The 23,259-nt window shown below is 70.6% G+C and carries 20 protein-coding genes; 9 read left to right on the top strand and 11 right to left on the bottom strand.

Going from position 1 to position 23,259, the window contains the following annotated elements:
- Positions 1 to 76: 76 nt before the first annotated feature.
- Positions 77 to 2,281, bottom strand: a complete 2,205-nt coding sequence (locus CG723_RS21570; protein ID WP_100595110.1) for an ATP-binding protein — start codon at positions 2,279 to 2,281, stop codon at positions 77 to 79.
- A gap of 229 nt (positions 2,282 to 2,510) precedes the next feature.
- Here CG723_RS21570 and gabT point away from each other — a divergent pair, with 229 nt between their 5' ends.
- Both gabT and CG723_RS21560 read left to right on the top strand, forming a co-directional pair.
- Positions 2,511 to 3,845, top strand: a complete 1,335-nt coding sequence (gene gabT, locus CG723_RS21565) for a 4-aminobutyrate--2-oxoglutarate transaminase (RefSeq protein ID WP_100595109.1) — start codon at positions 2,511 to 2,513, stop codon at positions 3,843 to 3,845.
- A 271-nt stretch (positions 3,846 to 4,116) separates the two neighbouring features.
- Positions 4,117 to 4,797: a phosphatase PAP2 family protein gene (locus CG723_RS21560; RefSeq protein ID WP_100595108.1), complete on the top strand. Its 681-nt coding sequence runs from the start codon at positions 4,117 to 4,119 to the stop codon at positions 4,795 to 4,797.
- An 18-nt stretch (positions 4,798 to 4,815) separates the two neighbouring features.
- Here the strand turns inward: CG723_RS21560 and CG723_RS21555 are convergent, their stop codons facing one another.
- From CG723_RS21555 to CG723_RS21525, 7 genes are all read right to left on the bottom strand, one after another.
- Positions 4,816 to 5,283, bottom strand: coding sequence for a hypothetical protein (locus CG723_RS21555; RefSeq protein ID WP_100595107.1), 468 nt, complete (start codon positions 5,281 to 5,283; stop codon positions 4,816 to 4,818).
- Positions 5,284 to 5,425: 142 nt separating this feature from the next.
- Positions 5,426 to 6,853 carry an NAD(P)/FAD-dependent oxidoreductase gene (locus CG723_RS21550; RefSeq protein ID WP_100595106.1) on the bottom strand — a complete coding sequence of 476 codons (1,428 nt, stop codon included), beginning with the start codon at positions 6,851 to 6,853 and terminating at the stop codon, positions 5,426 to 5,428.
- A gap of 13 nt (positions 6,854 to 6,866) precedes the next feature.
- On the bottom strand, positions 6,867 to 7,664 hold the full coding sequence (locus tag CG723_RS21545; RefSeq protein WP_100595105.1) for an ABC transporter permease: 798 nt from the start codon (positions 7,662 to 7,664) through the stop codon (positions 6,867 to 6,869).
- Positions 7,664 to 8,590 (bottom strand): ABC transporter permease, encoded by a 927-nt coding sequence (locus tag CG723_RS21540; protein ID WP_100595104.1) that lies wholly within the window; start codon positions 8,588 to 8,590, stop codon positions 7,664 to 7,666. Before CG723_RS21540 ends, CG723_RS21545 begins: the two co-directional genes overlap by 1 nt.
- Positions 8,587 to 9,741: an ABC transporter ATP-binding protein gene (locus tag CG723_RS21535; protein ID WP_100595103.1), complete on the bottom strand. Its 1,155-nt coding sequence runs from the start codon at positions 9,739 to 9,741 to the stop codon at positions 8,587 to 8,589. Before CG723_RS21535 ends, CG723_RS21540 begins: the two co-directional genes overlap by 4 nt.
- Positions 9,742 to 9,789: 48 nt before the next feature.
- A complete protein-coding gene (locus CG723_RS21530; RefSeq protein ID WP_100595102.1) occupies positions 9,790 to 11,037 on the bottom strand; it encodes a polyamine ABC transporter substrate-binding protein in 1,248 nt (415 codons plus the stop codon).
- Between the two features lie 79 nt (positions 11,038 to 11,116).
- The gene (locus CG723_RS21525) at positions 11,117 to 12,649 is read right to left on the bottom strand and encodes a gamma-aminobutyraldehyde dehydrogenase (protein WP_100595101.1); all 1,533 of its coding nucleotides are present in this window, start codon (positions 12,647 to 12,649) and stop codon (positions 11,117 to 11,119) included.
- Positions 12,650 to 12,855: 206 nt separating this feature from the next.
- Here CG723_RS21525 and CG723_RS21520 point away from each other — a divergent pair, with 206 nt between their 5' ends.
- The gene (locus tag CG723_RS21520; RefSeq protein WP_199841837.1) at positions 12,856 to 13,482 is read left to right on the top strand and encodes an NADAR family protein; all 627 of its coding nucleotides are present in this window, start codon (positions 12,856 to 12,858) and stop codon (positions 13,480 to 13,482) included.
- Between the two features lie 25 nt (positions 13,483 to 13,507).
- On the opposite strand, the gene CG723_RS47650 is transcribed toward CG723_RS21520, so the two are convergent.
- Positions 13,508 to 14,386, bottom strand: coding sequence for a DUF4190 domain-containing protein (locus CG723_RS47650; protein ID WP_234374439.1), 879 nt, complete (start codon positions 14,384 to 14,386; stop codon positions 13,508 to 13,510).
- A 260-nt stretch (positions 14,387 to 14,646) separates the two neighbouring features.
- Between CG723_RS47650 and CG723_RS21510 the strand changes: the two genes are divergently transcribed.
- The 4 genes from CG723_RS21510 (at position 14,647) to CG723_RS21495 (ending at position 18,277) form a co-directional block, all read left to right on the top strand.
- Positions 14,647 to 15,681 carry an adenosine deaminase gene (locus tag CG723_RS21510; protein ID WP_442802578.1) on the top strand — a complete coding sequence of 345 codons (1,035 nt, stop codon included), beginning with the start codon at positions 14,647 to 14,649 and terminating at the stop codon, positions 15,679 to 15,681.
- Positions 15,682 to 15,702: 21 nt separating this feature from the next.
- Positions 15,703 to 16,383 (top strand): glycerophosphodiester phosphodiesterase, encoded by a 681-nt coding sequence (locus CG723_RS21505; RefSeq protein WP_100595099.1) that lies wholly within the window; start codon positions 15,703 to 15,705, stop codon positions 16,381 to 16,383.
- 174 nt (positions 16,384 to 16,557) lie between these two features.
- Positions 16,558 to 17,700, top strand: coding sequence for a serine hydrolase domain-containing protein (locus CG723_RS21500; RefSeq protein ID WP_100595098.1), 1,143 nt, complete (start codon positions 16,558 to 16,560; stop codon positions 17,698 to 17,700).
- Positions 17,701 to 17,887: 187 nt separating this feature from the next.
- On the top strand, positions 17,888 to 18,277 hold the full coding sequence (locus tag CG723_RS21495) for a hypothetical protein (RefSeq protein WP_234374434.1): 390 nt from the start codon (positions 17,888 to 17,890) through the stop codon (positions 18,275 to 18,277).
- 24 nt (positions 18,278 to 18,301) lie between these two features.
- On the opposite strand, the gene CG723_RS21490 is transcribed toward CG723_RS21495, so the two are convergent.
- Complete coding sequence (locus tag CG723_RS21490; protein WP_100595096.1) at positions 18,302 to 19,459, bottom strand: polyamine ABC transporter substrate-binding protein; 1,158 nt, start codon at positions 19,457 to 19,459, stop codon at positions 18,302 to 18,304.
- Between the two features lie 232 nt (positions 19,460 to 19,691).
- Complete coding sequence (locus CG723_RS21485; RefSeq protein WP_100595095.1) at positions 19,692 to 21,131, bottom strand: gamma-aminobutyraldehyde dehydrogenase; 1,440 nt, start codon at positions 21,129 to 21,131, stop codon at positions 19,692 to 19,694.
- Between the two features lie 181 nt (positions 21,132 to 21,312).
- Between CG723_RS21485 and CG723_RS21480 the strand changes: the two genes are divergently transcribed.
- Complete coding sequence (locus CG723_RS21480) at positions 21,313 to 21,810, top strand: Lrp/AsnC family transcriptional regulator (RefSeq protein WP_100595184.1); 498 nt, start codon at positions 21,313 to 21,315, stop codon at positions 21,808 to 21,810.
- Complete coding sequence (locus CG723_RS21475; RefSeq protein WP_100595094.1) at positions 21,795 to 23,174, top strand: aspartate aminotransferase family protein; 1,380 nt, start codon at positions 21,795 to 21,797, stop codon at positions 23,172 to 23,174. The genes CG723_RS21480 and CG723_RS21475 overlap by 16 nt, the downstream gene beginning before the upstream one ends.
- Positions 23,175 to 23,259: the final 85 nt, after the last annotated feature.

The raw sequence follows: 23,259 nt of genomic DNA, 5'->3' as shown, positions 1-23,259 counted from the left end.
CGGTACGTATGAACGACCAGTGTCGATTCTGCCTCACCGTACGTACGTCCGCGGCCTCCCCGCACACCGGGCCGCCTCAGTCGCGCAGGTCCACCAGGAGCGGGGGCGCGTGCTCGCCGCGCACCGTCGTCAGGGACAGGACGGCGTGGCCGGGCGGCACGGCGTGCGCCAGTTCGGAGGCGGACCAGCGCTCGCGCTCGACCTGGCGCACGGTGACAGCCCGTGCGGTGGGCGCGTTGCCGGTGATGACGCGGCGCAGCATGTGGACGGTCTTGCCGAGCGGGGTCTCCGCGATGATCTGCCGGTCGGTGACGTCCCGTGTCTCGGTCCACTCCTTGCCCCACACCTCGGCGAAGTCCTGGCCGTCCCACGGGGTGAGGCCGGACAGGGCCATGCGGCAGCCGACGGCCCCGAGGAGCGGTCCGCGCAGGGGCCGCGGCACGTCGTCGAGGGTGCGCAGGGTCAGGACGGCGCCCGCGTTCGCGGAGCGCAGCCGCTGGATGCCGCGCACGGCCTGCGGGGTCACGGCGCCGGTCGCGTCGTCCAGGATCAGGCAGGCGAAGAGCGAGCGGTCGTCGCGGACGGACGCGCCGGCGACGAACTGGGCGAGCACGAGACGCGCGAGGATCCGCGACGCGTCGGCGTGCCCGCGTTCGGGCAGGTCGATGCGGACGCGTACGGGGCGGTCGAGGGCGCGCAGCGAGAACGGCCTGCCCCGGCCCGTCGTGTCGAAGAACGAGGCGAAGGCGGGCCGGTCGAGGAGGGCCACCCGGTCGGCGAGGACCGCACCCACGTCCCCAGGGTGCCCCAACTGCCGCTCGCGCGCGTCGAGTTCGCGGAGCATCGCCTCGTGGCCCGAGTCGGTGAGCGCCTGACGCAGCGCGGCGAGCGGCTCCGGGGCGCCGTCCAGGAGGCGGCGCAGCTCGGGCACGGAGGGGAAGCGGCCGTGGACGGCGTGGTACGGCCCGATGAGCTGGGCGATGACGGTGGTGGAGCGCCGGCTGTCGCCGCCGGGGTGCGGGTCGGCGAGGTCCCCGACGAGTGCCTCGGCGAGCACCGCGGCGGCCTCGTCGGGGTCGCTCGTGCCGCCGTACAGGTCCAGGTCGTGGACGGACTCCGGGTGACCGATGCGGATGACGACGTCATAGCCGTCGGCGGCGCCGAGGCCTGCCCCGGCGGGGCCGACGACCACGACGACGGCGCGGCCGGCCAACGCGCCCAGGCACAGGGACTCGGCGATCGGCCAGACGACGCTGCCGGTCTTGCCGGCGCCCGCGGGGCCGACGGCGACCAGCGAGGTGCCGAGCAGATCGGGCCCGAAGGCGAGGCCCGTCCCGCGGTAGGCGTAGGGGTTGCGGACGTCGTCGGCGGTCGTGCCGATCCTGACCTGGGCGGTGGCGAGGTCGTGGCGGGCGGCGCGGGCGGGGAGGTCGCGCGCGCCGGAGGGGTGCAGGCAGGCGCCGGCGCCGTCCTTCACGACGGCCGCGCTGAACGAGGCGAGGGGGTGGCTGCCTCGGCGCACGCCCTGCCAGGCGCGGGCGATCCGGGCCTGGTCGACGTCGCACATCAGCCCGGCGCGGGCGTCGGCGGCGAGCCGGTCGGCGGCGTCGGCGGCGCCCGCGGCCCGCAGCTGGGGCCAGCGCGCGGGGTCCTCCTCGGGCGCGGGCGGGCGCTCCTGGGCCACGGGTACGGCCTTGCGCCAGGCCGGCAGCCCGAAGCGGCGCCAGACCTCACCCCAACGGCCGAGCCGGCCGACGGCGATCATGATGCCGACGGCGAACACGGCGTAGTACAGGTAGACCACGACGACCGAGCCGACGGAGTGCGGCTGGGCCCAGGAGTCGGGGACCATCGCGTACAGCGGGAGCAGCCACCAGCCGCCGAGGTAGCCGTTCCAGAGCAGGGACCAGACGAGCCACCCCACCAGGAACGCGATCACCGCTCCGCTGAGCAGCTGCCGGGCCGGGACGACCTCGGGCTCCTGCGCGGGCCTCGGCCGGTGCGCGAACCGCCAGATGCCCGGCTCGGCGGCGGGCCGCGGGGCCCGCAGCCACCCGAGGAAGGCGGCCCCGGCGGCCCCGGCGGACGCTCCGGCGGCGCCGGGGGCGTGCGTGGGGCGGGGCGGCGGGGTGCCGGCGCGCGCGGGCGAACCGCTGCGCGCTCCCCGGTCGGCCGACACCGCCGGAGGATTCGGTGGCCCCGCAGGGCGCGGCACCGGTGTGGCGTGTGTGCCGCGAGCGTCGTGCGTGCCGCCAGCGCCCTGCGTGCCGTCGGTGTCCATTGCCCCTGCCCCCTGACCTGCCGGTCTGCGTGTCCGCGGGTCAATCTAGTGCCCCTGCATGGGGAGTTCACCGGTTACGCGCCCGGACCTGCGGCGATCCCCGTGGAGCGGCTGTATGTCCACGACGGACAACGCAAACCGCGAACCGCGCCCGGATGGAGCATGCCCCACCCCGCCCCTCGCCCCTAACCTGCGAAGAAAGCACCCGAAACACCCCCAGGAGCCCCGCATGAGCGCAGTCCCGCAGGAGCGCCGCGTCGTCACCGCCATCCCCGGTCCGAAGTCGCAGGAGCTGCAGGCCCGACGTACCGCCGTGGTCGCGGCCGGCGTGGGCTCCACGCTGCCGGTCTTCACCGCCCGCGCGGGCGGCGGCATCATCGAGGACGTCGACGGCAACCGCCTGATCGACTTCGGTTCCGGCATCGCCGTGACCTCGGTCGGCGCCTCCGCCGAGGCCGTCGTGCGCCGCGCCTCCGCCCAGCTGCAGGACTTCACCCACACCTGTTTCATGGTCACGCCGTACGAGGGCTACGTCGCCGTCGCCGAGGCGCTGGCCGAGCTGACGCCGGGTGACCACGCCAAGAAGTCCGCGCTGTTCAACTCGGGCGCCGAGGCCGTCGAGAACGCCGTCAAGATCGCCCGTGCGTACACCAAGCGCCAGGCCGTCGTCGTCTTCGACCACGGCTACCACGGCCGTACGAACCTGACGATGGCGCTGACCAGCAAGAACATGCCGTACAAGAACGGCTTCGGCCCGTTCGCGCCCGAGGTCTACCGCGTGCCGGTGGCCTACGGCTACCGCTGGCTGACCGGCGCGGAGAACGCGGGCGCCGAGGCCTCCGCCCAGGCGATCGACCAGATCACCAAGCAGATCGGCGCCGACAACGTCGCCGCGATCATCATCGAGCCGGTCCTCGGCGAGGGCGGCTTCATCGAGCCGGCGAAGGGCTTCCTGCCCGCGATCCGCCAGTTCGCCGCGGACAACGGCATCGTCTTCGTCGCGGACGAGATCCAGTCCGGCTTCTGCCGCACCGGCCAGTGGTTCGCGTGCGAGGACGAGGGCATCGTCCCGGACCTGATCACGACCGCCAAGGGCATCGCGGGCGGTCTGCCGCTCGCCGCCGTGACGGGCCGCGCCGAGATCATGGACGCCGCGCACGCGGGCGGCCTCGGCGGCACCTACGGCGGCAACCCGGTGGCCTGCGCCGGTGCGCTCGGCGCCATCGAGACCATGAAGGAGCTCGACCTCAACGCCAAGGCGAAGAACATCGAGGCCATCATGAAGGCCCGCCTCGCCACCATGGCCGAGAAGTTCGACATCATCGGCGACATCCGTGGCCGCGGCGCGATGATCGCCATCGAGCTCGTCAAGGACAAGGCCACCAAGGAGCCGCACCCGGCCGCCGCCGCCGGGCTCGCCAAGGCCTGCCACGCCGAGGGTCTGCTGGTCCTCACCTGTGGCACCTACGGCAACGTGCTGCGTTTCCTTCCCCCGCTCGTCATCGGTGACGACCTGCTCAACGAGGGCCTGGACATCATCGAGACCGCGTTCGCGGGCGTCTGAGCCGCTCCGGCGACTTCAGGCAAGGGTCAGGGCGTGTGAAGAACGTGTGCGGGGCCGATGACGGGTTGCTGTTCCCGCTGTCGGACACCCACGCCCTGCCGTACGGTTTCTGCAGATGAGAGAAACACCCCGCCCACAGGGGACTGTGGGCGAAACCGGGACGGAGCCTCCCCAGCCCCGCCCTGGTCGTGCCCTCGCGCACACACCCGGAGCTTCTGGCTCCGGAACTCCTCACCGATCGGATGGCCGCCCGCCCCAAACCCCCCGGGGCGTGCGGCAAACCGATCAGATCGGCCGCCTCGGAACTACCCCCCCTGTTCCGGGGCGGCCGACCATTTTCCGCTGGGCCGCCGTTCTGAGCGCCCTGCTCTTCCTCTTCCTCACCTGGCAGATCGCCGTCGGCGGTGCGCTGCGCCGCGCGGACGAACGCCTCGGTGACGCGATCGGATCCAGCCGCCTGCCGAACCGGGCCGCCGAACTCCTCGCCGACCTCGGCAACATCGCCGTCGCGCTCCCGGTCCTCGCCGCCGTCCTCGGCTACGCCGCCTGGCGCGCCCGTCGCGACGGCGTGCCCCGCTGGTGGAAGCCCCCCGTCACCGCCGCGCTGACGATGGCCGCCGTCCCGCTCCTGGTCGTCCCGGTCAAGGAGACCGTCGCCCGGACGGGCCCGGCCGTGATGGGCCCCGGCACCGGCTTCTACCCGTCGGGCCACGCGACGACGGCGGCGGTCGCGTACGGAGCGTGCCTGCTCCTCCTGCTGCCGTACGTGCGTGGCGCCTACGCGCGCCGCGAACTCGTCATCGGCTACACGGTCCTGAACGCGGCCGTCGGCCTCGGTCTGATGCGGCGCGGCTACCACTGGCCGCTGGACGTCGTCGGCGGCTGGTGCCTCTCGGTGGTCCTGCTGTACGTCATGTGCGCGGTGTGGGCGGGCCGGGCGCCCCGCGGCTGACCCGGCCGGCCCCTCGGGCTACTCGTGGATGTCGTCCCGGGCGAGCTGCGCGGCTGCCTCGTGCATCGCCAGTTCCAGGACGGTCGGGTCGGTGAGGGTGCCCGAGCCGTCGGGCGGGATCAGCCAGCGGACTCCGCCGGCGGCGCGGCCGGGAAGGGGATGCGGCACGACGATCCAGGTGCCACGGCCCGCGCCGCGCACCCCCGTGCCGAGCCAGCGGGTGGCCGTGCCGGAGGGCACGAAGAAGCCCATGCGGGCGTCACCGAAGTCGGCGAGCACGGGGCCCGGCCGGTCGATGACACGGGTGAGCACGTCGAGCGTCGGATACCCCAGCTCGCCGGGCAGTATCAGTACGTCCCAGAGCCTGCCCGCGGGAAGGAGCGCGACCCCGAGGGGGTTGCGCTCCCATTCCCAGCGGCAGGCGTCCGGATCAGGTGCCACGGACGCCAGCCACTCGACCGCCGACTTCGCCCCCGAGCCAGTCATGGCGGGACCTCCTCTTCCTGGTACGCAGTTGCCGAAAGCTGTGCGTGTCACCAGGGAGAGGAGGCCGGGCCGCGAGCATTACGCGGGTTCTGCCCACGAGTTGTTCCGGACTTGCCGATCCGGACCGGTGGTTCGGGACTTGTCAGCTGTCGAAGCCGAGGCCCGCCTTGTCCATGGCCTTCAGCCACAGGTTGCGCCGGCCGCCGTTGTCGTCGGCGCGCGCCAGGGACCACTTGGTGAGCGCGATCCCGGTGTAGGCGAACGGCTCGGGCGGGAAGGGCAGCGGCTTCGTGCGGACCATCTCCAGTTCTGTACGCTCCGTGCGCTCGCCGGAGAGCAGGTCGAGCATCACGTCCGCGCCGAAGCGGGTCGCGCCCACGCCGAGGCCGGTGTACCCGGCGGCGTACGCGACGCGACCCTTGTGGGCCGTGCCGAAGAACGCGGAGAAGCGGGAGCACGTGTCGATGGCGCCGCCCCACGCGTGGCTGAAGCGCGCCCCCTCCAGCTGCGGGAAGCAGGTGAAGAACTGGCCGGCGAGCTTCGCGTACGTCTCGGGCCTGTGGTCGTACTCGGCGCGCACCCGGCCGCCGTAGGGATAGATCGCGTCGTAGCCGCCCCACAGGATCCGGTTGTCCGCGGAGAGCCGGAAGTAGTGGAACTGGTTGGCCGAGTCGCCGAGGCCCTGGCGGTTCTTCCAGCCGATGGAGGCCAGCTGGTCGTCGGTCAGGGGCTCGGTCATCAGCGCGTAGTCGTAGACCGGGACGGTGTACGAGCGCACGCGCTTGACCAGGGACGGGAAGACGTTCGTGCCGAGCGCGACGTGCTGGGCGAAGACGCGCCCGTAGGGGGTGCGGACCGCGGTCCCGGCGCCGGACGAGGAGAGTTCGAGCGCCGGAGTGTGCTCGTAGAAGCGCACTCCGAGGTCGAGGCAGGCCTGCTTGAGGCCCCAGGCGAGCTTGGCGGGGTGCAGCATCGCGACACCGCGCCGGTCGTACAGGGCGCCGAGGAAGGTCGGCGAGTCGACCTGTTCGCGGGTCGCGTCGGCGTCGAGCAGCTCGGTGCCGTCCGCGAGGCCCGCCTCGGTCAACTCCTGGTGGAATTCCTGGAGTTCGGTGGCCTGATGCGGCTCGGTGGCCACGTCCAGTTCGCCGGTGCGCTCGAAGTCGCAGTCGATGGAGTAGCGGGCGACCGCCTCCTCGATCGCGTCGAGGTTGCGGTTGCCGAGCTCCTCCAGCTTCGCGATCTCGCCGGGCCAGCGGGCCAGCCCGTTCGCGACGCCGTGCGTCAGGGAGGCGGCGCAGAATCCTCCGTTGCGGCCGGAGGCCGCCCAGCCCACCTCCTGCCCTTCGAGCAGGACCACGTCGCGCCCGGGGTCGCGCTCCTTGGCGAGGAGCGCGGTCCACAGGCCGCTGTAGCCGCCGCCGACGACGAGCAGGTCGCAGCGTTCGTCGCCGGTCAGCGCCGGCTGGGCCTGCGGCTTGCCGGGGTCGTCCAGCCAGTAGGACAGCGGCTTGGCGTCCGCCAGTGACTTGATCCAGTCGGTACCACGGTTCATGGCACGTGCGGCCATGATTTCAACTCCCTCAAACTGCCTTGTTCTTTCGCTTGCCGATCAGCATTGCGGCAAGGACCAGCAGCACGGCGACGATGAACATCGCCGTACCGATGACATTGATCTGAACGGGCGTACCGCGCTGCGCCGATCCCCAGACGAACATGGGGAAGGTCACGGTCGAGCCCGCGTTGAAGTTGGTGATGATGAAGTCGTCGAAGGAGAGCGCGAAGGCGAGCAGCGCGCCCGCGGCGATGCCCGGCGCGGCGATCGGCAGGGTGACCCGTACGAAGGTCTGGACGGGACCGGCGTAGAGGTCCTGGGCGGCCTGTTCGAGGCGCGGGTCCATCGACATGACGCGCGCCTTGACGGCCGTCACGACGAAGCTGAGGCAGAACATGATGTGGGCGATGAGGATCGTCCAGAAGCCGAGCTGCGCGCCCATGTTGAGGAAGAGCGTGAGCAGCGAGGCGGCCATGACGACCTCGGGCATCGCCATCGGCAGGAAGATCAGCGAGTTCACGGCGCCGCGGGCCCGGAAGCGGTAGCGCACCAGGGCGAAGGCGATCATCGTGCCGAGGACGGTGGCGCCGATCGTCGCCCACAGGGCGATCTGGAGGCTCAGGGACAGCGAGCCGCACATGTCGGCGACGCCGCACGGGTTCGTCCACGCGTCGAGGGAGAACTGCTGCCACTCGTAGTTGAAGCGCCCCTTCGGCTTGTTGAAGGAGAACACCGTCACGATGACGTTGGGCAGGAGCAGATAGCCGAGGGTGACCAGACCCGCGATGACGACGAGATTGCGGCGCAGCCAGCGTACGAAGGGCATCAGACCAAGTCCTCCGTTCCGGACCGGCGGATATAGACGGTGACCATGATCAGGATCGCGGCCATCAGGATGAAGGAGAGCGCCGCCGCCGTCGGGTAGTCCAGGATGCGCAGGAACTGCGTCTGGATGACGTTGCCGACCATGCGGGTGTCGGTGGAGCCGAGCAGGTCCGCGTTGACGTAGTCACCGGCGGCGGGGATGAAGGTGAGCAGCGTGCCGGAGACGACACCCGGCATGGAGAGCGGGAACGTCACCTTGCGGAAGGTGGTGGCGGGCGAGGCGTACAGGTCGCCCGCCGCCTCGTGCAGCCGGCCGTCGATGCGCTCCAGCGAGGTGTAGAGCGGCAGGATCATGAACGGCAGGAAGTTGTACGTGAGTCCGCAGATCACGGCGAGCGGGGTCGCGAGGACGCGGTCGCCGTCCGTCATGCCGATCCAGCTCGTGACGTCCAGGATGTGCAGGGCGTTCAGCGTGCTGACGACCGGGCCGCTGTCGGAAAGGATCGTCTTCCAGGCCAGCGTGCGGATCAGGAAGCTGGTGAAGAACGGCGCGATGACGAGGATGAGGACGACGTTGCGCCAGCGTCCCGCGCGGAAGGCGATGAGGTAGGCCAGCGGGTAGCCGAGCGCCAGGCACAGGATCGTGGCGGCGCCCGCGTAGAGCACCGAGCGCAGGAACTGCGGCCAGTAGTCGGCGAGCGCGTCCCAGTAGGTCGCGAAGTGCCAGGTGACCTTGAAGCCGTCCTCCAGGGAACCCGTCTGGATCGACGTGGACGCCTGGTAGACCATCGGCAGGGCGAAGAAGACGACCAGCCACAGCAGGCCGGGCAGCAGCAGCCAGTACGGGACGAGGCGGCCGCGCTTGCGCGGCGGGCGCGCGGTCTTGACGGCCGGCGGCGCCGCGGGGGTGTCGGTGACGGTCGTCATGCGGCGGCGTCCTCCTCGACCTTCGCGGCGCCCGCCTCGATGTCCTGGGCGGCGTCGAGGCCGAACGTGTGCGCGGGGTTCCAGTGCAGGACGACCTCGGCGCCGGGGGTGAGCCGGGTGTCGCGTTCGATGTTCTGGGCGTAGACCTCGAAGGCGTCGCAGAGCGGGCTGTCCACGACGTACTGCGTGGAGACGCCGATGAAGCTGCTGTCGGCGACGCGGCCGGTGATGCGGTTGCGGCCGTCGGGTATGGAGCCCGCGTCATCGGCGTGGGTGAGGGAGATCTTCTCGGGGCGCACACCGACGAGGACCTTCCCGCCGGTGGTGGTGCCGGCCGTACAGCGGGCGGCGGGCAGCACGAGCTTGCCGTCGCCGGCCTTCAGGGTGAGGTCCTCGCCGCTGCGGCCGGCGACCTCGGCCTCGATGAAGTTGGACGTGCCGAGGAAGTTGGCGACGAACGTGGACCCCGGGTTCTCGTACAGGTCCGCCGGAGCGCCCAGCTGTTCGACGCGGCCCGCGTTCATCACGGCGACCGTGTCGGCCATGGTCATGGCCTCCTCCTGGTCGTGCGTGACGTGGATGAACGTGATGCCCACCTCGGTCTGGATGCGCTTGAGTTCGAGCTGCATCTGGCGGCGCAGCTTGAGGTCGAGGGCGCCGAGCGGCTCGTCGAGGAGCAGCACCTTCGGGTGGTTGATCAGGGCGCGCGCCACGGCGACGCGCTGCTGCTGGCCGCCGGAGAGCTGGTGCGGCTTCTTGCGGGCCTGCTCGCCGAGCTGGACCAGGTCGAGCATCTCCCCGACCTGCTTCTTCACGGACTTGATGCCGCGACGGCGCAGGCCGAAGGCGACGTTCTCGAAGATGTCGAGGTGCGGGAAGAGCGCGTACGACTGGAAGACGGTGTTCACCGGGCGCTTGTAGGGAGGCAGCGCGGTGACGTCCTGGTCGCCGAGCAGGACCGTGCCGGAGCTGGGCTCCTCGAGCCCGGCGATCATCCGCAGGGTCGTGGTCTTGCCGCAGCCCGAGGCGCCGAGAAGGGCGAAGAAGGAGCCCTGCGGCACGGTCAGGTCCAGCGGCTGGACGGCGGTGAAGGAACCGTAGGTCTTGCTGATCCCGGCAAGGCGGACGTCGCCGCCGTTTTCTGTCGTCATGGTGCAGTCCAAGGAGTCGAGGGGGCAGGGGGCTCGGTGCTGCGGGTCTCACGCGCCGGTGAGCTGGGCGAACTTCTCTTCGAACGCCTTCTCTTCCTTGGAGGTGAGAGAGCGGAAACCGTGCGCCTTGGCACCCATGGTCTTGTCGGGAACGATCAGCGGGTCGTTCGCGATGCTCTTGTCGATCTTGGCCAGTTCGGGCTTCACTCCGTCGACGGGCGTCACGTAGTTGATCCAGGCGGCGAGTTCGGCGGCGACCGGCAGCTCGTAGTAGTAGTCCATGAGCTTCTCGGCGTTCGTCTTGTGACGGGCCCTGTTGGGGATCAGCATGTTGTCCGTCGACGAGATGTAACCGGCGTCGGGGATATGGAACTTGACGTCCGGGTTGTCCGCCTGGAGCTGGACGATGTCGCCCGCCCAGGCGAGACAGGCCGCGAGGTCCCCCTTGCTCAGGTCGGCGATGTAGTCGTTGCCGGTGAAACGGCGGACCTGCTTGCTGTCGACGCCCTTCTGCATCCGGGCTATCGCCGCGTCGAAGTCGTCGGACGTGAAGGTGCCCGGGTCCTTGCCCATGTCGAGCAGGGTCATGCCGACGCTGTCGCGCATCTCGGAGAGCAGGCCGACCTTGCCCTTGAGCTTGGGGTCGTCGAGCAGCTGCGAGACGGAGGTGACCTCCCTGCCGTTCGTGGCCTTGGCGTTGTACGCGATGACCGTGGCGATGCCCTGCCACGGGTACGAGTAGGCACGGCCCGGGTCCCAGTCGGGGCTGCGGAACTGGGCGGACAGATTCGCGTACGCATGGGGCAGGTTGGCCGGGTCGAGCTTCTGCACCCAGCCGAAGCGGATCAGCCGCGAGGCCAGCCAGTCGGTGAGGACGATGATGTCCCGGCCGGTGTCCTGGCCCGCCGCGAGCTGCGGCTTGATCTTGCCGAAGAACTCGACGTTGTCGTTGATGTCCTCGGTGTACTTGACCCTGATCCCGGTGCGCTTGGTGAACGCGTCCAGGGAGGGCCGGTGCTTCTCGTCGTCGCTGAGGTCGATGTACTCCGTCCAGTTGGAGAAGTTGACGACCTTCTCCTTGGCCGAGTGGTCCTCCGACGAGACGTCGCCCTGGCCCTTGCTCGCCGCGGGAATGCCGCAGGCGCTCAGCGACCCGATCCCGCCGACGGCCAGCGCGCCGCCCGCGGAGGCGCGCAGCAGCGAGCGGCGGGTCATGGCCGCCCTGCCGTTGCGGAAACTGCGCCGCATGGCGGCGAGTTGTGCCGAGGACAGGCTTTCGGGCTCGTACTGCTCCATGCGCGTGGGTGCCCTTTCGGGAGAGATGGCCGCCCTCGCGGGCGGCCGGCCGGCTGCCCGCGGCGGCAGCCGCAGATGGCTAGGGTCGGTCCCCGAAGATCGTGCGGTGCCAGGCCTTTCGGGCGACCGCGGTGTTGTCGAACATGACGTGCTTGATCTGCGTGTACTCCTCGAAGGAGTAGGCAGACATGTCCTTGCCGAAGCCGGACGCCTTGTATCCGCCGTGCGGCATCTCGCTGAGGATCGGGATGTGGTCGTTGACCCAGACACAGCCCGCCTTGATGTCGCGGGTGGCGCGGTTGGCACGGAACACGTCCCTGGTCCAGGCCGACGCGGCCAGGCCGTAGGGGGTGTCGTTGGCGAGGCGGATGCCCTCGTCGTCGCTGTCGAAGGGCAGGACCACGAGCACCGGGCCGAAGATCTCGGCCTGGACGATCTCGCTGTCCTGGGCGGCGTCCGCGACGAGGGTCGGCCGGTAGTACGCGCCCTGCTCGAGGTCACCCCGGGGGATGACGCCGCCGGCGACCACGCGCGCGTAGGAGCGGGCCCGGTCGACGAATCCGGCGACGCGGTCGCGCTGGGCGTGCGAGATCAGCGGGCCGAGGTCGGTGTCCGGCGCGAACGGGTCGCCGACCCGGACGCTCTCCATGAGGTCCGCCACGCCCTGCACGAAGGCGTCGTAGAGGGGACGCTGCACGTACGCGCGCGTGGCGGCGGTGCAGTCCTGGCCGGTGTTGATCAGGGCGCCCGCGACCGCGCCGTGCACGGCGGCCTCCAGGTCGGCGTCGTCGAACACGACGAACGGCGCCTTGCCGCCGAGCTCCAGATGCAGCCGCTTCACGGTGGAGGTGGCGATCTCGGCGACGCGCTTGCCGACGCCCGTCGACCCGGTGAAGGAGGTCATGGCGACGTCGGGGTGTCCGACAAGGTGCTCGCCGGCGTCCCTGCCCGCGCCCGTGACGATGTTGACGACACCGTCGGGGATGCCCGCCTCGGTCGCGGCCTGCGCGAACAGGAGGGAGGTGAGCGGGGTCAGCTCGGCGGGCTTGAGCACGATGGTGTTGCCCGCGGCGATCGCCGGAAGGACCTTCCAGGCGGCCATCTGGAGCGGGTAGTTCCAGGGAGCGATGGACCCGACGACACCGATGGGCTCGCGCCGCACGTACGAGGTGTGGTCGCCGCTGTACTCGCCGGCGGACTGGCCCTGGAGGTGCCGGGCGGCGCCCGCGAAGAACGCGGTGTTGTCGACGGTCCCGGGGACGTCGAACTCGCGGCTCAGCTTGAGGGGCTTGCCGCACTGCAGGGACTCGGCCTGGGCGAGGTCCTCGGCGCGCTCGGCCAGGACGCCCGCGAAGCGGTGCATCGCGTCGGAGCGCTCGCCCGGCGTGGCGCCGGCCCAGCCGGGGAAGGCCTCGCGGGCCGCGGCCACGGCGGCGTCGACGTCTTCGGTGCCGGCCAGCTCGTACGTGTAGACGTCCTGGCCGGTGGCCGGGTCGACGACTGCGTGGGTGCGGCCCGATGTGCCCTTGGTGAGGCGGCCCGCGATGTACTGGGCGCCTTCGGCGAACCGGTCCTGGGCCTGGAAGCGGGTGCTGTTGCCAGGGTTGTGCATTATCGCTCTCCTCCGCCGGAGCCCCGTCCCGCGGGGCCGGCGTAGCTCCAGCTCGATTTGAGTGCCGATCCTGACAGAGGCGATGTACCGCAACAAGTGATTCCGTTGTTGCCTTTTGGTTACGCGACGGAATCTGTCGACCAGGTGTCGAGTCCCCCAGAAAAACCAAGGACGGAGTGTCCGTGGTGCGTGCCAGACTCGCGTGCATGGGGAAGATCGACAAGCTTGAGGGGGCCGCGGCCATCCACGATCAGGACTCGCTGGTCAGGGCGGTGGAGGCGGGTGTACAGGTCAAGTACCTGTACTTCTGGGGGCACACGCCGCGGGCCGACGGCACGGTCGGGGCGGGCTGCCTCAGTCAGTGGTGGGTCGCGCCGTTCACGGTGGACGGGGTCGAGTACGCGACGGCCGAGCACTGGATGATGGCCGCGAAGGCCCGGCTGTTCGGTGACGCCGAGGCCGAGCGCAGAGCCGTCGGGGCGGCGCATCCCTCGCAGGCCAAGAAGGCGGGGCGCCTCGTGCGCGGCTTCGACGAGGACGTCTGGGCGCGCGAGCGGTTCGGGATCGTCGTCGAGGGCAGCGTGCACAAGTTCGCGGCGCACGCGGATCTGCGGGAGTTCCTGCTCGGGACGGGCGAGCGAAGCGAGAGGGGGGTCCCCCGGCCGAAGGGTGGGGGGAGAGTCCTGGTCGAGGCCAGCCCGCTCGACCGCGTGTGGGGCATCGGTCTCGCGGCCGACGCGGAGGCGGCCGCCGATCCGAGACGGTGGCGTGGCCCCAATCTGCTGGGGTTCGCGCTGATGGCGGCGCGTGAGCGGCTGGCGGACCGGGCCTGACGGCCCGGCCCCCGTTGTCGGTGTCCTACAGGGCGGCGGAGTAGCCGCTGTCGTCACTGCTGTCGCTGCCGCTCGACGAGTCGCTGGATGCGATGACGAAGAACATCATGACCAGCGCGAGCACCAGACCGGCGATGCCGCAGATCAGTCCGGCCAGGGCCTGGCCACGGTTGGTGGCCTCGCCCCGGCTCGCCTTCGCGCGGCCGATCGCGCCGAAGATGATGGCGAGGACGCCGACGATGATCGCGATCGGCCACAGGATGAAGGCGGCGGCCGAGATGATCCCGAGCGTCAGAGCGGCGACGCCCATGCCGTTGGCGGGTTGCGGCTGCATCCCGGGCCAGCCGTAGCCGGGAACACCGTGGGCCATCGAGGCCGGGCCGGTCGCCGCGTGCCGACCGTAGCCGTAGTTGTAGCCGTACGGGGCGGCCGGGTAGCCGTACTGCATCTGCCCCGGCCCGTCGGGCGAGACGGGCGGCGGGGGCACGGGCTCACCGGGCGGCGCGAAGGGGTTGGCCCCCGGTGCCCAGGGGGCCCCGGCCTGCGCCGCCGGATAGCCGGGGGGCATGCCGTAGGGGCCACCCGGCGGCTGGGCGTGCGGGTGTTGCGGTTGGTGTGGCTGTTGCGGCTGTTGCGGCTGTTGTGACCAGCGGCCGGGGGCCGTCGCGGCGCCCGGGGAGGGCGGGGCGAACGGGTTGTACGGCTCGCTGGGCGAGGTGGGTGCGGAGGGCGCGGCGAAGGGGTCCACCTGGGTTTCGGCGTGGGACGGCGGCGCGAACGGGCTCACCGGCGCCGGAGCAACCGGCCCGGCCTCCCCCTGTTCCGCATCCCCCGGCACGGCGTCCCGCGGGCCCGTCTCCGCCGGAGCCGCCCACGGGTCCGGTTCCCGCTTCCCCAGGGACACCCTGCCCCCAGGCTGATCCCCCGACCCCCGCTCCGGCGCAGCCGCCGAACCGTAGCCCCCCTCAGTGCTCTCAGTGCTCTCGGCGCTCTCGGCGCCCTCTCTGCCCTCTGTGTCCTCGGACATCGCTCGCTCGTCCCCCTTCTTCTCCCACCCGGACGTCCCGACATGCTACGGCCGCCGCCAGGTCGCGGCCGTGGCACGCCTACGATGACTGCGACCCACCCGATCAGCCGATCATCCAAGTTCCTGGGGAGGAATCCGTGACCGATCTGCATGCCTTTATCGCCGGACTGCCAAAGGCAGAGCTGCATGTGCACCATGTCGGCTCGGCGTCCCCCCGGATCGTCTCCACGCTCGCGGCCCGCCACGCGGACTCCAAGGTCCCGACGGACCCCGAGGCGCTGGCCGACTACTTCACGTTCACGGACTTCGCGCACTTCATCGACGTATACCTCTCGGTCGTCGACCTCGTGCGCACGCCGGAGGACGTCCGACTCCTCACGTTCGAGGTCGCGCGGGACATGGCCCGGCAGAACGTGCGTTACGCCGAGCTGACCATCACCCCGTACTCCTCCGTCCGCCGCGGCATCGACGAGTACGGCTTCATGGAGGCGATCGAGGACGCCCGCAAGGCGGCCGAGGCCGAGTTCGGCACCGTCCTGCGCTGGTGCTTCGACATCCCCGGCGAGGCGGGGCTCGAGTCCGCCGAGGAGACCGTGCGGCTCGCGACCACCGACACGCTCCGTCCGGAGGGCCTCGTCTCCTTCGGGCTCGGCGGGCCCGAAATCGGCGTGCCGCGGCCCCAGTTCAAGCCGTACTTCGACCGGGCGATCGCCGCGGGCCTGCACTCCGTGCCGCACGCCGGCGAGACGACGGGCCCCGGCACGGTCTGGGACGCGCTGGTCCACCTCGGCGCCGAACGCATCGGGCACGGCACGACGTCCGTCCAAGACCCGAAGCTCCTCGCCCACCTCGCCGAGCACCGCATCCCGCTCGAGGTCTGCCCGACGTCGAACATCGCGACGCGCGCCGTGAAGACCCTCGAGGAGCACCCCATCAAGCAGTTCGTCGACGCCGGGGTCGTCGTCACCGTCAACTCCGACGACCCGCCGATGTTCGGCACGGACCTCAACAACGAGTACGCCGTCGCCGCCCGCCTCCTCGACCTCGACGAGCGGGGCGTGGCAGCGCTCGCCAGGAACGCGGTGGACGCGTCGTTCCTCGACGAGCCGGGCAAGGCCCGTATCGCCGCGGAGATCGACACGTACACGGACACGTGGCTCGCCGGGGCCTGACCGGCTGACCACAATGGGGCCATGCGTACCGTGACTGCCGTGGCCCACCGGGGCGACCCCTACCGCGTCCGTGAGAACACCCTCGCCTCCCTGCGCTCCGCGCTGGAGCAGGGAGCGGACGCGGTCGAGATCGACGTCCGTCTGACCCGCGACGGCGTGCCCGTGCTGCTGCACGACTCCACTCTCAAGCGGCTGTGGGACCACGACCGCCCGCTCTCCGCGCTCTCGTACGACGAGGTGCGCGGCCTCACCGCGGGCGGCGTGCCCACCCTCGAACAGGCCATGGAGGTACTGGCCGAGCGGCGGGTGATGGTGGACCTGCCGGGCGCGGACGCGCGCGTGGTCCGTACGGTCGTCGGGGTCATCCGGGACTGCGGCGCCGACGAGCGTGCCTACTACTGCGCGGGCGCGGAGACGATGCTGGCGGTGCGGCGCGCGGACCCGGCCGCCGAGATCGCGCTGACGTGGACGACGCTGGCCCCGCCACGGCCCGGGGTGCTCGAAGCGGTCAGGCCGGCCTGGCTCAACTACCGTTTCCCGCTGGTCAGTCGGGAGCTGGCGGCCCATGTGCACCGCCAGGGCCTGCTGGTCTCCGCGTGGACCCCGGACACGAAGTCGGCGATGCGCCGCCTCCTCGGCCTCGGCATCGACTCGATCACGACGAACCGCATCGACGTGCTGTGCGGGCTGCGCGGCAACTGACCGCCCGATCCGGCGCCCCTTAGGGGTGAACCCCGACAACTTCCTCCACTCCGGGGCCAGTTGACCCTGGCCGGCTCCAGGGAAGGCGCCCTCCTCACCGACGATCCGGGGCTCTCCGGGCTCCCGCAGGATGGTCGTGTCCGCAGGACCGCCTCACCTCACCCGGAGCGCCGCATGCCCGCACGCACCCGCCGTACCGTCCTTGCCTCCGCCCTCGTCCTCGGCCTCGCCGCGGGCCCGCTCGCCGTACCGGCCCTGGCGGACGCACCCGCCCGGGCGTCGGCCACGGCGGACCGCCCGGACGGAGCCGCACTGCGCGAGGCGATCTCCGGGCTGCCGGACGCGGACGCGACTGCCGCGCTCGTGCGCGTCGGCGGCACGGACGGCACGTGGCGCGGCAGCTCCGGCGTGCGTGACCTGGCCTCGGGCCGTGCCGCGCTCGACGGCGGCCGGTTCCGCGCGGGCTCGACGACGAAGGTCGTCACGGCGGCGGTCGTGCTCCAGCTCGCCGCCGAGCGCCGCGTGAATCTGGACGCGCCGGTGCAGCACTATCTGCCGGACCTCTTCAAGGGGAAGGGCTTCCGGCCCATATCCGTACGCCAGCTGCTGAACCACACCAGCGGCATCCAGGCCGGTGACGGCTTCGGCGACGACTTCGAGGACGCGTACGCGCACCGCTTCGACACCCTCACCCCGCAGGCCGTCGTGGCGTCGGCGCTCGCGAAGGGACCGTCGTTCGACCCGGGCGGGCAACAGGAGTACCTCAACATCAACTACACGGTTCTCGGCATGCTGATCGAGAAGGTCACGGGCCACACGTACGCGGACGAGGCCACCCGGCGCGTCCTGCGTCCCGCCGGAATGCGCGCCACGTCGTTCCCCGGCGCCGACCCCGTGATCCACGGCCCGCACAACCGCGGCTACCAGCTGGACGGCGGCGGGTTCGTCGACGTGACCGAGTGGAACCAGTCCGACCGGTGGGCGGCCGGCGACATGATCTCCACGACGGCGGACCTGGAGCGGCTGCTGCGGGCGCTCTTCGGCGGCCGCCTCGTGCCCGGGCCCCAGCTCAAGGAGATGTTCACGGTGCCGTCGGACGTGCCGGGGGCGACCATGAGCGCGGGCCTCCAGCGCCTCGAGGCCGGCGGCTCGGTGTACTGGGGCAAGTCCGGATCCCGCTACGGGTACGTGACGGGGGTCGCCGCGACCCGCGACCTGTCACGGACCGTGGTCTACTCCGTCGGCGCGACGGACGCCAAGGGTGACGCGATGAATCCCGTCGCCGAGCGCATCATCATGGCGGCGGTCAAGGGCTGACCGGCCCGCCCGTACTCCGTCCGTGCGGTGCTAGCCCGTTCGAGTGGCGCATCTCACGGGACCCCTTTAGCGTCGGAACGAGCACCACGGGGCCCAGGGCCCCCCGATCGGCCGGGAGGGTACTTTGCGGAGCAAAACACTGAAGACGACGCTCACACTCTGTGCAGCCGCGTCCCTCGCAGCAGCCATGGTTCCGGCCTCCGCCTCCACCGCGGCGCCGAAGCCGCAGCAGAAGCACGCTGACACCGTGCTCGTCGACTGCACCTGGAAGCCACAGGTGCGGCCCACCGACTTCATGCTCGCGTGCGGGGACGGCAACAGCCTCCTCACCTCGCTCAAGTGGTCGCATTGGGGCCCGTCCACGGCGGTGGCCACGGGCACGAGCCTGGTCAACGACTGCAAGCCGTACTGCGCGGCGGGCAAGTTCCGCTCGTACCGCGTCACGGTCCGCCTCGACCGGCCGCAGTCCTGGACCAAGCACCAGGACCGCCGGCACTACTCGCGCATCACGCTCACCTATCCGCAGGGCCACCCGGACGCGTTCCACCGGGTCGTGACCACGCCGCTGTGGAACTGACCGCGCCGCAACCGGCCGGCCCCCTCACAGCCCCGCGATCGCGTTCCACCGCTTGGCGAATTCCGGGCGTTCCTTCGACGTGATGTCGCGCGCGATGGCGAGCCGCGCGCGCATCGTGTCATCGGGGAAGATCAGCGGGTCCTCGGCGAGGGCCGCGGTGTCCTTGTCCTTGGAGTCGGCGAGGATCTCGCGGGCGGCCGGCACGGGGCTCACGTAGTTGACCCAGGTGGCCAGCTCGGCGGCGACCTCCGGCCGGTAGTAGAAGTCGATGAGGCGCTCGGCGTTGCGCTTGTGGTCGGCGAGGTTGGGGATCATCAGCGACTCGGCCCACAGCTCGCCCCCCTCCTCCGGCACGACGAACTCGATGTCCGGATCGTCGGCCTGGAGCTGGATGACATCACCGCTGTAGGCCTGGCAGGCGAGGACGTCGCCGCTGGAGAGGTCCTTGATGTAGTCGTTGCCGGTGAAGCGGCGGATGTGGTGGCTCTTGACGAGCTTCTCGACCTGGTCGCACACGCGGTGGAAGTCGTCCGGGGTCCACCGGGTGATGTCGACACCGTTGCCCTGCATGAGCAGCGCGAACGACTCGTCGAGCCCGGACAACAGCGTGACCTTGCCCTTGAGGTCGGCCGCCCACAGATCGGACACGTGCTTGATCTCGCGCCCGACCCTGCGCTTGTTGTACGCGATGCCGGTGATGCCGGACTGCCACGGCACGGTGTACTTGCGGCCGGGGTCGAAGTGCGGTGAACGCAGCAGCGGGTCGAGGTACTTGGTGACGTGCGGCTGACGGGCGCGGTCCATCTCCTGGACCCAGCCGAGCGTCACGAACTTGGCGCACATCCAGTCGCTGATGACGATGAGGTCCCGGCCGGTCTTCTGGTGGTTCATCAGGGACGGGCTGATCTTGCCGAAGAACTCGTCGTTGTCGTTGATCTCTTCGGTGTACTTGACGTCGATCCCGGTCTGCTTCTGGAAGGCGTCGAGCGTGGGCCGCTTCGACGGATCGTCGTCGTCCACGTCGATGTAGAGCGGCCAGTTGGCGAAGACGAGCCGCTTGTCGCTGCCGGACCGGTCGGTCGCGGCGCGGTCCCCCGGCGCGACGTAGGCGGCGGGCACACCGCACCCCGAGGCGAGCGCGCCGACCGCGGCGGCCGCGGCGCCACCGCCCAGGGCGCGCATCAGGGAACGGCGGGACAGGGACGGCTTGGGGTTCCTCGGGGTCGCTCGCACCTGTGCAGGATGCCCGCGCCCAGCGGGCCCGGACAATGGACGCTGCGTCAAGCCGACGGGGTGAGAGCCGACACACTGTCGATCACCGGCGCCCGCCGTGCAGCAGCGCTCCCCGGACATGCCACCGCCCCCGCGCGGCCGGAGCCACGCGGGGGCGGACGGAGCGGATCGATGCCGCTGATCAGCCCTCGATCGACGTCATGACGTGCTTGATGCGCGTGTAGTCGTCGAAGCCGTACGCCGACAGGTCCTTGCCGTAGCCGGACTTCTTGAAGCCGCCGTGGGGCATCTCGGCGACCAGCGGGATGTGGGTGTTGATCCACACACAGCCGAAGTCGAGGATCTTGGACATACGCATCGCGCGCGCGTGGTCCTTCGTCCAGACCGAGGAGGCCAGCGCGTACTCCACGCCGTTCGCCCACTCGACGGCCTGCGCCTCGTCCGCGAAGGACTGGACGGTGATGACCGGTCCGAAGACCTCGTTCTGGATGATCTCGTCGTCCTGCTTGACGCCCGAGACGACGGTCGGGGCGTAGAAGTAGCCCTTGTCGCCGACGCGGTGGCCGCCGGCCTCGACCTTGGCGTGCGCCGGGAGGCGCTCGATGAAGCCGGTGACCTGGGCGAGCTGGTTCGGGTTGTTGAGGGGCCCGTAGAGCACGTCCTCGTCGTCCGGCTGGCCGGTCTTCGTGTCGGCCGCCGCCTTGGCGAGGGCCTGGACGAACTCGTCGTGGATGGACTCGTGGACGAGGACGCGGGTGGCTGCGGTGCAGTCCTGGCCCGCGTTGAAGAAGCCCGCCACCGAGATGTCCTCGACGGCCTTGGCGATGTCGGTGTCCTCGAAGACGACGACCGGCGCCTTGCCGCCGAGCTCCAGGTGGACGCGCTTGACGTCCTTGGCGGCGGACTCGGCGACCGAGATGCCGGCGCGCACGGAGCCGGTGATGGAGGCCATCGCCGGGGTCTTGTGCTCGACCATCGCGCGGCCGGTCTCGCGGTCACCGCAGATGACGTTGAAGACGCCCTTGGGGACGATGGAGCCGATGATCTCGGCGATCAGGACCGTGGACGCCGGGGTGGTGTCCGACGGCTTCAGGACGACCGTGTTGCCCGCGGCGAGCGCCGGGGCGAACTTCCAGACGGCCATCATCATCGGGTAGTTCCACGGCGCGACCTGGGCGCAGACGCCGATGGGCTCGCGGCGGATGATCGAGGTCAGGCCCTCCATGTACTCGCCGGCCGAGCGGCCCTCGAGCATGCGCGCCGCACCCGCGAAGAAGCGGATCTGGTCGACCATGGGCGGGATTTCCTCGGACCGGGTCAGGCCGGTCGGCTTGCCGGTGTTCTCGACCTCGGCGGCGATGAGCTCCTCGGCCCGCTCCTCGAACGCGTCCGCGATCTTGAGGAGGGCCTTCTGGCGCTCGCTGGGCGTGAGGTCGCGCCAGGCCGGGAACGCGGCCGCGGCGGCGGCCATGGCGGCGTCCACATCGGCGTCGCCGGACAGCGGGGCGGTCGCGTACGCCTCACCGTTGGCCGGGTTGACCACCTCGGTGGTCCGTCCGTCGGCGGCGTCCCGGAACTCACCGTCGATGTAATTGCGCAGACGACGCAGCTCGCTGGTCACTGAGGCGGCCCTCCTGGTCGGATGTCCATTGGATGAGATACCACCCTAATCCGTAGTCCGACGCTTTCAACACCCCCCTGGGCGCCAGATCTGCGAAATCCGTGAACTTCGAGCCCTCAAACAACGAATTTCATCGATCCGGGCTTGCGGAACTGTCGACTCCTCGTGCATGGTGGGGCACGTGGCCAGTCGCAGCGCAGACCCAAAAGGATCGAGGAACGGCACCGGCACCCCGCCGCTCGACGCCGTTTCCCTCGCCATCATCGAACAGCTCCAGGAAGACGGCCGTAGGCCGTACGCAGCTATCGGCAAGGCCGTCGGCCTCTCCGAAGCAGCCGTGCGACAGCGCGTCCAGAAGCTGCTCGACCAGGGCGTGATGCAGATCGTCGCCGTCACGGACCCACTCACCGTGGGCTTCCGACGCCAGGCGATGGTCGGCATCAACGCGGAGGGTGACCTCGATCCCGTCGCCGAAGCGCTGACGGCCATGCCGGAAGTCGAGTACGTGGTCATGACCGCGGGCTCGTTCGACCTCCTCGCGGAGGTCGTGTGTGAGGACGACGACCAGCTCCTGGACGTCATCAACAAACGCATCCGGACCCTTCCCGGCGTGCGCTCCACCGAGAGCTTCGTCTACCTCAAGCTCAAGAAGCAGACCTATATGTGGGGAACCCGATAGCCGTGAGCAAGGACCTCAGCCGAACCGCGTACGACCACCTGTGGATGCACTTCACCCGCATGTCGTCGTACGAGAACGCGCCCGTTCCCACCATCGTGCGTGGCGAGGGCACCTACATCTACGACGACCAGGGCAAGAAGTACCTCGACGGGCTCTCCGGCCTGTTCGTGGTGCAGGCCGGCCACGGACGCAGGGAGCTCGCCGAGGTCGCCGCCAAGCAGGCGACCGAGCTGGCCTTCTTCCCCGTGTGGTCGTACGCCCACCCGAAGGCTGTGGAGCTGGCCGAGCGCCTCGCCCACTACGCCCCGGGTGACCTCAACAAGGTCTTCTTCTCCACCGGTGGTGGCGAGGCCGTCGAGACCGCCTGGAAGCTTGCGAAGCAGTACCACAAGCTCAACGGCAACCACACCAAGTACAAGGTCATCTCCCGCGCGGTCGCCTACCACGGCACCCCGCAGGGCGCCCTGTCGATCACCGGCCTGCCGGCCCTGAAGGCCCCCTTCGAGCCGCTGGTCCCCGGCGCGCACAAGGTGCCGAACACCAACATCTACCGCGCCCCGATCCACGGCGACGACCCCGAGGCCTTCGGCCGCTGGGCCGCCGACCAGATCGAGCAGGAGATCCTCTTCGAGGGCCCCGAGACCGTCGCCGCGGTCTTCCTCGAGCCCGTGCAGAACGCCGGTGGCTGCTTCCCGCCGCCGCCCGGCTACTTCCAGCGCGTGCGCGAGATCTGCGACCAGTACGACGTGCTGCTCGTGTCGGACGAGGTCATCTGCGCCTTCGGCCGTCTCGGCACGATGTTCGCCTGTGACAAGTTCGGCTACATCCCGGACATCATCACCTGCGCCAAGGGCATGACCTCGGGCTACTCCCCGATCGGTGCGACCATCGTCTCCGACCGGATCGCGGCGCCGTTCTACAAGGGTGACAACACCTTCCTGCACGGCTACACCTTCGGTGGCCACCCGGTCTCCTCGGCCGTGGCAATCGCCAACCTCGACCTGTTCGAGCGCGAGGGTCTCAACCAGCACGTGCTCGACAACGAGGCCAACTTCCTCAAGACGCTGCAGAAGCTGCACGACCTGCCGATCGTCGGCGACGTCCGCGGCAACGGCTTCTTCTACGGCATCGAGCTCGTCAAGGACAAGGACACCAAGGAGTCCTTCACGGACGAGGAGTCGGAGCGCGTGCTCTACGGCTTCGTGTCCAAGAAGCTCTACGAGTACGGCCTGTACTGCCGCGCCGACGACCGTGGTGACCCGGTCATCCAGCTGTCGCCGCCGCTGATCTCGGACCAGTCCACGTTCGACGAGATCGAGGGCATCATCCGCCAGGTCCTCACGGAGGCCTGGAGCAAGATCTGAGCCTGACGGCTCCCGGCCCGGCTGCGCCCATCCGAGTGAGATGGGGGCGGCCGGGCCGCGTCATTTCCCGACCCGCGCCGGCGAA

Origin of the sequence: Streptomyces sp. CB01635 (genome assembly GCF_002803065.1) — a bacterium.
Lineage (GTDB): Bacteria > Actinomycetota > Actinomycetes > Streptomycetales > Streptomycetaceae > Streptomyces.
The sequence above is the reverse complement of the archived record's forward strand: the minus strand, read 5'-3'. Positions and strand labels throughout refer to the sequence as shown.